This window comes from Paenibacillus chartarius (assembly GCF_042432825.1).
Classification (GTDB): domain Bacteria; phylum Bacillota; class Bacilli; order Paenibacillales; family NBRC-103111; genus Gordoniibacillus; species Gordoniibacillus chartarius.
In genome coordinates this window covers 73,873-86,737 of record NZ_JBHLWN010000077.1, presented here as the reverse complement: position 1 = coordinate 86,737, position 12,865 = coordinate 73,873, and the positions used below count along the sequence as shown (strand labels likewise).

Here is a 12,865-nt window from a genome sequence, read left to right as displayed (position 1 = left end):
GAAAGGGGAACCACTAATGAACAAATCGATCAACATTCAGGACAATTTCCTTAACCAGCTCCGCAAAGAAAGTATCCCCGTTACGGTGTATTTGACGAACGGCTTCCAAATTCGCGGCCAAATCCGTGCATTTGACAATTTCACGATTGTCATTGACAGCGATGGACGGCAGCAAATGGTGTACAAGCATGCGATCTCCACGTTCACGCCGCAGCGTGCCGTGTCGCTGCAAGCGCCGGATACGTCCGCTGACGCCTAATCGGGGCATCTTCTGCAACTTTCAGTTCAACGTCAGCGTCTAATTGCATAGACATACGGAGGAGCAACCCGGTTTCGGGTTGTTCTTTTGTTGAGAGAGCATGAAGCGGAAGCGGAGGGACCTAGCTATGACTACAACGAGTAAAACGATCCCGAAAGCCGGGACAGCCTCGAATCGCAATTCTCCCAAACGGCCGAAGAAGAAAGGTGTTCGCTGGGGGCGGCTCGTTATCGGCGCGGTCGTGACGGCGATTGTCGCGATGATTTGTGCTCTGGGCATTTATATGTTGTTCATTGTTAACGGCAATAAGATTTTGCATTCGAACATGACGAAGCTGACAGATATTAATCAAGCGCCAACTCTATTTGATGTCAACAATAATGAAGTCATGACGCTGCAGCGCAGCGAAACCCGCGAGTACGTCAATATCCAAGACATTCCGAAGCGGGTAAGGGACGCCTTCATCGCCACTGAGGACCAGCGGTTTGACAAACACTTCGGCATCGATTTTTATTCCCTGGGCCGGGCGATCGTGAAAGATATTATGCATCGCAGCGCCGTCGAAGGCGGTTCGACGATTACGCAGCAGCTCGCCAAGAACGTGTTCACGAATTCGGAGAAGACGGTATTCCGAAAGGCGACGGAAATGTCGATTGCGATTGCGATCGAAAACAATTTTACAAAAGATCAAATTATGGAATATTATTTGAACCGGATTTATTTCGGCAACGGGGCTTGGGGGATTAAGGCTGCGGCGAAGCGCTATTTCGGCATATCCGATCTTCACCAGCTCAAGACGTGGCAGGTCGCGACCCTCGCGGCGATGCCGAAGGCGCCGAACGTGTACAATCCGATCCAGAATCCGCAAAAATCCCGCGAACGGCGCGCCGTCGTTCTGCGCCTGATGACCGATCAAGGCTACATCACGGAGGCGGAGCGCGCCGAAGCGGCGGCGGTCGAATATGTCTCGCAGCCGGCGCCGAACAATCAGCTGTATGCGGCGTTTATCGATACGATGATTGAGGAAGCGGAAGCGCAGTACAACATTTCGGAAGACGAATTGCTCACGAGCGGGTACAAAATCTATACGACGCTGGATCCAAAGGCGCAGCAAATCGCCGAGCAGACGTACGCTCAGGATAAATTTTTCCAAAAGGATGCGGCGGACGGAAAGAAAATCCAAAGCTCGATGGCGATTGTGAACAACAAGGACGGCGGCATCGTCGCGCTGGTCGGAGCGAGAGGGTACAAGTCCAAAGACCTCAATCTGGCGACAAGCAACCCGCGGCAGCCTGGGTCGTCGTTCAAACCGATCGTATCGTTCGGTCCGGCGCTGGAAACGGGCAAATATTCGCCTTACTCCATGCTGACGGACGAGAAACGGTCTTACGGGAATTATTCGCCGAGCAACTACGACGGCGTGTACCGGGGCAAAGTGAGCATGACGGAGGCTGTGGCCCAATCCATCAACCAGCCGGCCGTGTGGCTCTTGAATGAAATCGGTGTGAGTAAAGGACTGGCTTTTGCGGAGAAGCTGGGCATGAAGCTGCCGGCCGAGGATAACAACCTGGCGATCGCTCTCGGCGGCTTGAGCAGAGGGGTTACGCCGCTGCAGATGGCCGCTGCCTATTCGGCGTTCGCGAATGGCGGTTATTGGTATACGCCGCATACGATTGTGAAAATATTGAACGAGAACGGCACCGAAATTGCGTCGCATAAGCCGCAGAAAAACAATGCGATGTCGGCGAAAACCGCCTACTACATGACCTTGCTGCTGCAAGGCGTCGTGCAGGGAGGGACGGGTACCGCGGCGAGACTCGACAGGCCTGTTGCGGGGAAAACCGGCACGACGCAGCTGGCGCTCAAAGGGCTGGAGAAATACAACCGCGACGTCTGGATGGTCGGATATACGCCGGAATGGTCGGCGGCCGTATGGGAAGGCTTCCTCGTAACCGACGAGAAGCATTACGTCACTGTGGGCAGCGGCGGACCGGCCGTTATTTTCAAGGAAGTGATGTCGAAGGCGCTCGCCGGCAAGCCGGCGACGTCGTTTCAGAAGCCTGCCGGCGTGCCGGATCCGGAGCAGCCGCCGAAGGCGGTCGGCGATCTCGCGGCGGTATACGATAAAGACCATAGCGGCGTCAAGCTGACATGGACGAGTGCGGGCGAGAACATGATGTATCAGTTGTACCGCAAAGGCTTGAAGGATGAGGATTTCGTGAAGCTGCTGGATTCGGCGACGACGAGCGTGATGGACGTAGCCATCCAGAAGGGCGAGACTTATCAATACGTGCTCAGCGCTATGAATACGGAAACGAATGCAACCAGCGCGAGGTCGAACGTCGTATCGGTGACGGTGCCTGCCGATGAGAATACGGTACCGCCGAACGGCGGGGAGCCCGGTAAAGATAAAGAGACGGGTGACGGAGAGTCGAGGGATAAGCCGAACGGCAAACCGGGTAACGGTACAGGAACAGGGACGGGGAATACAAGCGGTACGGGATCGGGAACCGGAGCCGGCACCGGTACGGGCGCGGGAACTGGCGCAGGAAAGGGGTCGGGAACAGGCTCCGGAACAAACACGGGAACTGACGCTGGTTCCGGATCCGGTACCGGTAAAGGTTCCGGCTCCGGAACGGGCACTGGTACAGGTACAGGTACGGGTACAGGTGCTGCTTCGGGGTCGGGTACAGGAAGTGGTACCGGCACGGGCACAGGTGACACCGGGACGTCGACGTCCGGAACAGGTACTAAAGGAACATCCGGTCAACCTACAGGCGGCAGTACGGGAACGACGAATGGAAGCGCCACGTCGGGTAATAGCGTTACCGGCGGCGCGGCTGGCGGACTCTCGGACAATCGTGCGCAAACGGGCAGTCCGTCAACGGCAACGCCATAATGATATCATATCTTACATCAGGAGGAGAGTTATCGTATGCTACGTCCACTCCATCAATCCAATGATCGCACCAGCTCCATCCGCAAGAAAAGTGTAAAGCTGCTTGCCGCGGCATTAACCGTCAGCCTTATGTTGGCTGGCTGCGGTAACAAGCCGGCGGCGGATGGCACAACGGCCGGTACCGGATCGGCAAATACGGGTTCAGCCAACGCTGGCTCGAGTTCGGCGCCCGCTGCCGAGCCGGCCAAGAAGAAGAGCTGGGACGCGCCGCCGGAAATGCAAATTGACCAAAACAAAACGTACGAAGCGGAGCTGAAGACGACCAAGGGAGATTTTACGATTCAGCTGTTCGCCAAGGACGCCCCGAAGACGGTCAACAATTTCGTGTTTTTATCCAAGCAGGGATTCTATGACGGTGTGATATTTCACCGGATCATCAAACCGTTCATGATTCAAACCGGCGACCCGGAAGGCACCGGCCGGGGCGGACCAGGCTACAAGTTCGAAGACGAGAAAACGTCCTACCAATACGAACCCGGGATCGTCGCAATGGCGAATGCGGGGAAAAATACGAACGGCAGCCAATTTTTTATTTGTACGGGCGACTCTTGTAAAAATTTAAATGCTAAACCTGACTATACGATCTTCGGTAAGGTTGTCAAAGGGATGGAGAATGTGCTGAAGATCGCGGAAACCCCGGTTAAGGTAGGTCCAAGCGGTGAGCTCAGCGCGCCGACCGAAAAGGTGACGATTAACAGCGTTAAGATTACGGAGAAGTAAGGGTGAGAGCTTAACGATGGGAAAGCCGCCGTGTTTGCTGCTGCATGGATTCACCGGGGGGACGGATGAGCTGGAGCCGCTTGCCCGGGAGCTGGAACGGTGCGGCCGAAGCTGCGTGCTGCCGCTCCTCCCGTGGAACGGACGGAAGCTCGGCGAAGGCGGGCGCGTGCATTGGAAGGATTGGGTGGAGGCGGCGGAGGAAGAGGCCCGCAATCTCGAACGGCAGCAAACGAGCTTCGATGTGGTCGGTTTCTCGATGGGCGGACTGCTGGCAGCATACATGGCGACCAAATACCGGGTTCGCAGGCTCGTGCTGCTGAACGCCGCCGTCATCTACATCAGTCCGGCTCGATTCGCCCGCGAGCTGACCATGCGGCTCCGGCAGGGCGACCGCGGTCATCTGGAGAAGATGGGCGGCACGCCGCTGCAGGCGACGTGGCAATTCACCCGGCTAGTCAAGCACATGAGGCCGGAGCTGCGCAAGGTCAAGGTTCCGACGCTCATCGCCCAAAGCGAGCTGGACCAGGTCGTGCATCCGTTCAGCGCGCGCTATGTGCATAGCAAGCTTCAAGGTCCAAAGGAGCTGCATACGTTCCCGCGGTCCAACCATCTCATTTGCCAAGGTCCGGACGCTCCGGAGCTGTTCCGGGTTGTCGAACGGTTCCTGGCAGCCGATTAATGCTTTACCCGATAGTGAAAACGGTAAGCAGGGCTGAAGCCCAGTTTTCGGTACATCCGATAGGCCGGTTCGTTATTTGCGACCACTTGCAAATACAGCCGGTCTATTTGATTTGCTGCGGCTTCGCAGCCGAGCGCGTGCATCAGCACGGTACCCAGTCCCCGACCCCGCAGCGTTTCGTCAACGGCTACATTGATGATGCCGCCCCAGCCGTCCTCGCCGACCAGCGTAGCGATCGCCGCGGGCGCATCGTTGTGCAGCAAGGTGAAGAAGCGGCTGCCTTCCGGCATGCGTTCGCATAACCCTCGGTAAAACGGCAGCCGTTCCTCCGGAAATTGCTCAAGCCGGACAAAATTGTGAATCCAAGCTTCATCCGCCCGGCTTTGGACGATGACCCGGACACGACCGGAGCCGCCACGTTTGAAATGGGTGGATTCGGCTGCCTTCTGTACGTCAGTCGTCATTGCCGTCATCACTTCGCAGGGGAACTCCTTTTCATACCCTTGAGATGCCAGTAATTCATCTAGACTTGCCGGAGAACCATCCGTCACATGAAATGTCGGCGGCAGCGAACGCTCCCGATAGAAGGCTTCGATCTCCTCAAGCCAGCCGGCCTCGCCTAATGGTCCTTCCCCGGCCGTAAGCACGCTATTCGCCCGTTTGGTGACGCCGCCGGAAGCGCGCAGAAGCCAACCTTGCCATAAAGAGCTTTCTTCCGCAGGCCATGTCCGGGCTGCGCGAGCTTCCATTTGACGTATCGACTGCAGATTCATTGTCATGATCTCATCCGCCTTCCGCTTTACAGATGAACCGGGCAAGTCCCGGCCGATTTGTCATGGAATGATTATACCATTCATTGATTTCCGTCGGCTGTTTATTTCCCGGGCGAGCGCAGGAACCGACAGCGCGGCTCGTTCACAGTCGAACGCACGCGAAAGGTGGCCGAATCATAAAGTGCGGCATTCGAACGTAAGATGGTAAATAGGTCGGCAAGCAGCGCGCATCGGCGTGTCTGCTGCTTGAATCGATAATGCGAGGTGAACGTAATGAGCGGTCGAGTCCAGCCATCGAGACAAATCAACATTGTGCTGCGGCAGCCGGAGCCGATTCAACGGCCGCTGGCCGAGCCCGAGCCGCCGCAAGCGGGGAAGCACGTGCCTACGGACGGACCGCTGTCGGACATCTTCAAAGAGCTGAACGGGATGATCGGTTTGGACAATGTGAAGAGTCTCGTCCATGAAATTTACGCCTTGCTGCAAATATCTCGGTTTCGGGCGGAGGCGGGGCTGCTTCATAACTCGCATGTCTATCATATGATTTTTAAAGGGAGTCCCGGCACCGGAAAGACGACAGTGGCACGGCTGATGGGGCGGATGTTCCACGCGCTCGGCGTGCTGAGCAAGGGACATTTTATCGAAGTGGAAAGGGCGGATCTCGTCGGGGAATATATCGGTCATACGGCGCTGAAGACGCGCGAGCTGATGAAGAAGGCGATGGGCGGGATTTTGTTCATTGACGAGGCGTACAGCTTGGCGCGCGGCGGCGAGAAGGATTTCGGCAAAGAAGCGATCGATTGCCTGGTCAAAGGCATGGAGGACAAGAAAAACGAGTTCATTCTGATCCTGGCCGGCTATTCCGAAGAGATGGAGGCATTCTTGGCGACAAACCCGGGCCTCCCTTCGCGCTTCCCGATCCAAGTCGAGTTCGAGGATTACTCGATTGAGCAGCTGGTCCAAATTTGCGAGCTGCTCGCGAAGGAACGCGAATATATGCTGCTGCCGCAAGCCATTATAAAGCTGAAGCAGCATTTGGCCGAGGAGAAGGCGGCGCAGTGGCGGGCGTTCAGCAATGCGCGGTATGTTCGCAATGTGCTGGAGAAGGCGATACGCCATCAGGCGGTACGGCTGTTAGGGACGTATACGACGAGCCCGCCCAAGCAGGAGCTGATGTCGATTCGGCCGGAGGATTTAAAGTTTAAGTAAGTGGATGCCGCTGCCTGACGGGCTGCGGTTTTTCTTTTGCTCCGGTTCTATGATAAACTTACAACGGAAGTTAACGATCGATGTTAGCTTCGGCGAAGGGGACATGTCGATGACTGCATATGATACGAACAGCAGCGTAAAGGATAGGGCGATATTGGTCAGTCTTGTGTCGACCGTTCAGAAGCGGAGCGAGGCGATGGCGGAATATTCGCTCGCGGAGCTCGTCAGCTTGGCGGAAACCGCCGGCGTTCAGGTGCTCGAGACGATGCGGCAAAATAAGGACACGCCCGATGCCCGCTGGCTGATCGGCAAAGGGAAGGTCGAGGAGCTGAAGGCTCGGCTCGACGAGCTGGGTGCGAACACGGCGATTTTCGATCAGGAGCTGTCCGGGGCGCAGGTGCGCAATTTGGAGGAAGCGCTCGATGTGAAGATTATCGATCGGACGCAGCTCATTCTCGACATTTTTGCGCAGCGTGCCAAAACCCGCGAAGGGATTATCCAGGTTGAGCTGGCTCAGCTCAGCTATTTGCTGCCGCGGCTGTCGGGACACGGCAAAAACTTGTCGCGGCTCGGCGGCGGCATCGGGACGCGCGGTCCCGGCGAAACGAAGCTGGAGACGGACCGCCGGCATATCCGCGGGCGCATTACGGACCTGAAGGCCGCTCTCAGCGAAGTTGTACGGCATCGGGTGCTGCACAGGGAGCGTCGGAAGAAGACCGGCGTGTTCCAGGTCGCGCTGGTCGGCTACACAAATGCCGGCAAATCGACTTTGCTGAAGCGTCTCACGGACGCCGATGTCTACGTGGAAAATCAGCTGTTCGCCACGCTCGATCCGACGTCGCGGACGATGGAGTTGCCGAGCGGGAAAGAGATCGTGCTGACCGATACGGTTGGATTTATTCAAAATTTGCCGCACGATCTGATCGCCGCCTTCCGTGCGACCCTGGAGGAAGCGAACGAAGCGGATCTCATTTTGCATGTCGTCGACAGCTCGTCGGATATGCGTTCCGAGCAAATGCGCGTCGTGGACGAAGTGCTCGAGGAGCTTGGCGCAAGCGGCAAAGAACGGCTGACCGTGTTTAACAAAATCGATCTCATACCCGACAGCGAAAGGGTCGATCTGCTGACGACGGGCGGCGATTTCATACGAATTAACGCTTACTCGGATACGGATTTGGAGCGGCTGCGCAACGCCATTCAAGAGAAGCTGATGGGCGACAGCAAGACGTTCCGCGTACCGGCCGACAAAGGGGATGTCATTTCCCTCGTCTATCGCATCGGCGACGTCGTATCGAATGAAGTGGACGGCGACGAGATGCGGTTCGAGGTGCGTGTTAATAAAGACGATTATGCAAAATTAGGCTACTTGCTCGCTGCGTATGACGAAGCGAAGCAAGGGGATCAGCACCGGGGAGAGAGCTGAAACAGGATGGAGCTTGGGTTTGACGTAAGGATTACTTCGTGGGCCGAGGAGGCCGAACGGCGCATCGAGCCGATGCGAAGGAAGCTTGATGCGATCGTTGATTACAACCAATGGAAGGTTATTCGGGCCTTTCAGAAGCATCGGGTAAGCGATTATCATTTCGCTTCCTCGACGGGATACGGGTACAACGACAGCGGACGGGAAACGCTCGATCTCGTCTATGCCGACGTCTTCGGTGCGGAAGCGGCGCTCGTCAGGCCGCATTTCGTATCCGGCACGCATACGATCGGCACCGCGCTGTTCGGCGTACTGCGGCCGGGCGACCGGCTGCTTTACATAACGGGGCGGCCATACGACACGCTGCATAATATTATCGGCAAGCCCGGTGAAGGGAACACAGGCTCGCTGCGCGACTTCGGCATCGAATACGACGAAGTGCCGCTGCTCGAGAACGGCGGAGTCGATTGGGAAGGTATTCGCGCCGCTTGGACGCCGAATACGAAGATGGTCGGCATTCAGCGCTCGCGCGGCTACGACTGGCGTCCGTCGTTCTCGGTTGCGCAAATCGGCGAGATGGTGCGTTTTGTAAAAGGGCTCGCGTCTGAGACGGAGTCGGAAGTCGTTACTTTTGTAGATAACTGCTATGGCGAGTTTACGGAGCGGCTGGAGCCTCCCGAAGTCGGTGCGGATCTGATTGCCGGCTCGTTGATTAAAAATCCGGGCGGCGGCATTGCTCCGTCGGGCGGATATATTGCTGGGAGAAGAGAGCTTGTGGAGCTTGCCGCATACCGGCTGACGGCACCGGGCATCGGCGGCGAAGTCGGCGCCATGCTGGGAGCGACGCGCGCGATGTTTCAAGGCTTGTTTCTGGCGCCGCATCTGGTCGGACAAGCCGTCAAGGGCTCGGTGTTCGCCGCGGCGATGTTCGAGCAGCTCGGCTTTGAGTCGCATCCGCGCTGGGAGGAGGAGCGGACCGACCTCATCCAGGCGATCCGTTTCCGCAGCGCCGAGCACTTGATCGCTTTCGTCCAGGGAATTCAGAAGGCGGCGGCCGTTGACGCGCATGTTGTTCCGGAGCCGTGGGATATGCCGGGGTACGAGTCGCCGGTCATTATGGCGGCGGGAACGTTCATTCAGGGAGGCAGTCTGGAGATGTCCGCGGATGCTCCGATACGCGAACCGTACATTGCTTATGTGCAGGGCGGATTGACCTATTCTCATTGCAAGTTCGGGATTATGACGGCCATTCAATGTTTGGTTGATCGCAATTTATTGTGAACATACCTAACATAGATTGACACTTTTGTGTCTGGTGGGTTAAAATAACATCAGGCACAATGTGTACAGGAGTGGTGAGTATGAGCGATGAAATTCGCCGCAATATGGCGCTGTTTCCGATCGGCATCGTCATGAAGCTGACGGACTTGACGGCGCGCCAAATTCGATATTACGAGCAGCACGGATTGGTGATTCCCGCACGTACGTCCGGGAATCAGCGCTTGTACTCCTTTAACGACGTGGAGCGGCTGCTCGAGATTAAAGATTTGATCGAGAAGGGCGTCAACATCGCCGGCATTAAGCAAGTGCTTCTGCCGGTTTCCAAAGATTCCGAGGACGCAACCGTGCTGACAGAGCAATCGGAATCGAAGCGCAGAGAATTGACCGACTCTCAGCTGCATAAGATGCTCAAGCAGCAGCTGTTAGGCGGAGGCAAACGCCCGGGCCAAGTATCGTTGATTCAGGGCGAGCTGACCCGCTTTTCGCGAAATAATAATATTTTACGATGAAGAGAGGAGTTTGTTGAGTGGCGCACAAAAGCAATTATACCAAGGAAGACATTCTCAGTATTGCACGTGAGCAGAACGTACGCTTTATTCGTCTGCAATTCACCGACCTGCTCGGTTCGATCAAGAACGTGGAGATTCCGGTGAGCCAGCTGCCTAAGGCGCTGGATAACAAGATGATGTTCGACGGCTCTTCGATCGAAGGCTATGTCCGGATTGAAGAATCCGATATGTATTTGTATCCGGATTTGTCGACCTGGGTCGTATTCCCTTGGACCTCCGGCAACAATAAGGTAGCCCGCTTGATCTGCGATATTTATATGCCGGACGGCCGTCCGTTCCCGGGCGACCCGCGCGGCATTCTGAAGCGTGCCTTGACTGAAGCGGAGGAAATGGGCTTCACCTCGTTCAACGTCGGTCCGGAGCCGGAGTTTTTCCTGTTCAAGACGGATGAGAAGGGGAACCCGACCTCGGAGCTTAACGACCAAGGCGGTTATTTCGACCTGGCCCCGACGGACCTCGGCGAGAACTGCCGCCGCGACATCGTGCTGACGCTGGAGGAGATGGGCTTTGAGATTGAAGCTTCCCACCACGAGGTAGCCCCGGGCCAGCATGAAATCGACTTCAAATATGAGAGCGCGATTACCGCAGCCGACCAAATCCAGACGTTCAAGCTCGTCGTCAAGACGATCGCCCGGCAGCACGGCTTGCATGCGACGTTCATGCCGAAGCCGCTGTTCGGGATGAACGGTTCCGGCATGCACTGTCACCAGTCGCTGTTTACCGGCAACGAGAATGCGTTCTATGACGAGTCCGACAAGCTGGGGCTCAGCGCGACGGCCCGCCAATATATGGCCGGTATTTTACGCCATGCGCGTGCGCTTGCAGCCATTACGAACCCGACCGTGAACTCGTATAAGCGGCTTGTGCCGGGTTATGAGGCGCCTTGCTACGTCGCTTGGTCCGCAAGCAACCGCAGCCCGATGATCCGCATTCCGGCGTCCCGCGGCTTGTCGACCCGGATCGAAGTGCGCAACCCGGATCCGGCGGCGAACCCGTACCTGGCTCTCGCTGTTATGCTCGCGGCGGGCCTGGACGGTATCCGCAACAAGATGCAGCTTCCGCCGCCGACCGACCGGAACATTTACGTGATGACGGAGGAGGAGCGCGAGGAGCAAGGTATTCCGAGCCTGCCGCTCAACCTCAAGGGCGCTCTCGAGGAGCTGCTGCGCGACGATGTGCTCTGCGATTGCCTAGGCGAGCATGCGCTGTCGCACTTCTATGAGCTGAAGGAAATCGAATGGGATATGTACCGCACGCAAGTTCATCAGTGGGAACGCGATCAGTACATGACGCTGTATTAATCCCATGATGGCTTGACATCATTGGTTTTCGAGGGATTAGAATTGGGGGCATTCAAGGGGTTGCCGGAGAATTTCCGGTCTGCCCCCGAAATGCCCCCAATATTTTATTTTTGGTGTATTTTTCAAACAGTTCGATGCTTCGGTCAACTATGTATGAAGACAGCGGATGGATCGTAAAGGTGGAGACCATTGTAAATGGAAGACTACATAAGTTCTCGCTCCCGCATGGGTGTTTGAGACGACTCCGGCGAATAAGTGACGCACTCCGCTGCTTGAACGACTCCATGTATTGCAATAGGATGGCGAGACCTTCTTCCTCGGTCAGAACGGCCATGCCGCCAGACTGCTTCTTTCGAGCTCTGCCTTCATCGCTTCCAAGCTTTTCGAGATCGTCCGCTCAATATTCACGATTGTCACAGCGTTCGCAGGGGCTTCTTCTAAGTGTTTCGGCAGAAACCACCTACGACTTTGACGAGAATGAAATTTCAAACTAAGTGCCTATGCCAATACTCGTTTTGTACCCATAAATAACCAAATAAGAAAATATAAGGTTTAACTCTATGGATTATATGGTAATATATTACATGGGGTTGTTGGCCAACTTCTTCCATATAATCTCATTCGGAGGAATACCATATGAAAATTAATAAACTTGTTATTTCATTAACTACAACATTTGCATTGCTTGTGGGCTCACAATCGGCTTTCGCCGCAACCGTCTATGACAAAGAGCCTAATGATTACCACGATGCAGCTCAGTTTTTAGGATATGGCGACTTGGCTATGGGGAAGATTAGTTCAGAAAATGATCATGATTGGTTTTACTTTCAAGCCGGAGCGAATGATGGTGGAAGAACAATGACCCTTCATCTCCAGAGTCCAGCAAACACTAAATATCTCTTCGTTATTAATAAAAACTATGGAGAACCGGTACCAGTAACTGTTTTATCTCAAGGAAGCGGAAACCCTGAGTGGGTGTCGTTTACACTTGAAGCAAACGCAAGATATAATTTTGTAGTATTTAAATCAAGTTTCTCTGGTTATGATCCGAATAATTATTATTACCTTAGCCCTTGGTTGTACTAAACGGCGTTTTAGTTCTGAACCAAGCTTTTTTCAAAGGGGCTGCGGCACGCAGCTCCTTTGAAAATTTTACGCGCTCTCGTATAAGTCATTTTTGAGTTCCATTCGTGCTTGCCGATAGTTTCGCCGTATTCTGCTCAATTGATCAGCTCATATTCTTCGATATTCATTCCTGTGCCGTCAGTCAAATGCGGCCTACGTTCGTTCCCGAACACATGTGACGCTTCAGTTCTATATGAGTGTCGATAACTCCCTCGATTTAGCTTTCATATTTTCGTAAGATTGAAACTCATATTCCATACCTGATTACCCCAAGCTCTTCAATATTCAAACTTGTCCGTGAAACTTCATAAACCCCTTGTGCCCATTCGGTAAATTTCCTGCGCCATGTCCATCCGGATTTACCTTGATTTCCGTCTTTCTTCAAATTGCCCGGTTGACTAATTGCGTTCCGGCGCTCCGTATTCAATCACATGAACCCGACGTTTTTCCTGCCTACCCGATAGCAGGGGCTGCGCCCACCCACTTCAATTTGAATCAAGCTCACCTCCCATGTATTCGCTATTCATGACAATCACCCAAGCGTAAACCACTTTCCCGAATATCATAATT

The 12,865-nt window shown here is 55.0% G+C and carries 11 protein-coding genes; 10 read left to right on the top strand and 1 reads right to left on the bottom strand.

Annotated elements, in window-relative coordinates; translation table 11 throughout:
* Window positions 1–16: 16 nt before the first annotated feature.
* The 4 genes from hfq (at window position 17) to ACFFK0_RS20145 (ending at window position 4,617) form a co-directional block, all read left to right on the top strand.
* On the top strand, window positions 17–259 hold the full coding sequence (hfq, locus tag ACFFK0_RS20160) for an RNA chaperone Hfq (protein ID WP_377472134.1): 243 nt from the start codon (window positions 17–19) through the stop codon (window positions 257–259).
* A 127-nt stretch (window positions 260–386) separates the two neighbouring features.
* Entirely contained in the window at window positions 387–3,158 is a 2,772-nt protein-coding gene (locus ACFFK0_RS20155) for a transglycosylase domain-containing protein (RefSeq protein ID WP_377472133.1), read from the top strand.
* A gap of 36 nt (window positions 3,159–3,194) precedes the next feature.
* A complete protein-coding gene (locus tag ACFFK0_RS20150) occupies window positions 3,195–3,938 on the top strand; it encodes a peptidylprolyl isomerase (protein WP_377472132.1) in 744 nt (247 codons plus the stop codon).
* A gap of 16 nt (window positions 3,939–3,954) precedes the next feature.
* Window positions 3,955–4,617 (top strand): alpha/beta hydrolase, encoded by a 663-nt coding sequence (locus ACFFK0_RS20145; protein WP_377472131.1) that lies wholly within the window; start codon window positions 3,955–3,957, stop codon window positions 4,615–4,617.
* On the opposite strand, the gene ACFFK0_RS20140 is transcribed toward ACFFK0_RS20145, so the two are convergent.
* Window positions 4,614–5,396, bottom strand: coding sequence for a GNAT family N-acetyltransferase (locus ACFFK0_RS20140; RefSeq protein ID WP_377472130.1), 783 nt, complete (start codon window positions 5,394–5,396; stop codon window positions 4,614–4,616). The genes ACFFK0_RS20145 and ACFFK0_RS20140 overlap by 4 nt on opposite strands.
* 267 nt (window positions 5,397–5,663) lie before the next feature.
* Here ACFFK0_RS20140 and ACFFK0_RS20135 point away from each other — a divergent pair, with 267 nt between their 5' ends.
* The 6 genes from ACFFK0_RS20135 to ACFFK0_RS20110 all read left to right on the top strand — a co-directional run bounded on the left by ACFFK0_RS20135 (window position 5,664) and on the right by ACFFK0_RS20110 (window position 12,256).
* A complete protein-coding gene (locus ACFFK0_RS20135) occupies window positions 5,664–6,599 on the top strand; it encodes an AAA family ATPase (protein WP_377472129.1) in 936 nt (311 codons plus the stop codon).
* 103 nt (window positions 6,600–6,702) lie between these two features.
* Entirely contained in the window at window positions 6,703–8,022 is a 1,320-nt protein-coding gene (gene hflX / locus ACFFK0_RS20130) for a GTPase HflX (protein WP_377472128.1), read from the top strand.
* A gap of 6 nt (window positions 8,023–8,028) precedes the next feature.
* Window positions 8,029–9,300, top strand: coding sequence for a methionine gamma-lyase family protein (locus ACFFK0_RS20125; RefSeq protein WP_377472127.1), 1,272 nt, complete (start codon window positions 8,029–8,031; stop codon window positions 9,298–9,300).
* An 80-nt stretch (window positions 9,301–9,380) separates the two neighbouring features.
* The gene (locus ACFFK0_RS20120) at window positions 9,381–9,809 is read left to right on the top strand and encodes a MerR family transcriptional regulator (protein ID WP_377472126.1); all 429 of its coding nucleotides are present in this window, start codon (window positions 9,381–9,383) and stop codon (window positions 9,807–9,809) included.
* Window positions 9,810–9,826: 17 nt separating this feature from the next.
* Window positions 9,827–11,170, top strand: coding sequence for a type I glutamate--ammonia ligase (gene glnA / locus ACFFK0_RS20115; RefSeq protein ID WP_377472125.1), 1,344 nt, complete (start codon window positions 9,827–9,829; stop codon window positions 11,168–11,170).
* A gap of 636 nt (window positions 11,171–11,806) precedes the next feature.
* A complete protein-coding gene (locus tag ACFFK0_RS20110; RefSeq protein ID WP_377472124.1) occupies window positions 11,807–12,256 on the top strand; it encodes a hypothetical protein in 450 nt (149 codons plus the stop codon).
* Window positions 12,257–12,865: the final 609 nt, after the last annotated feature.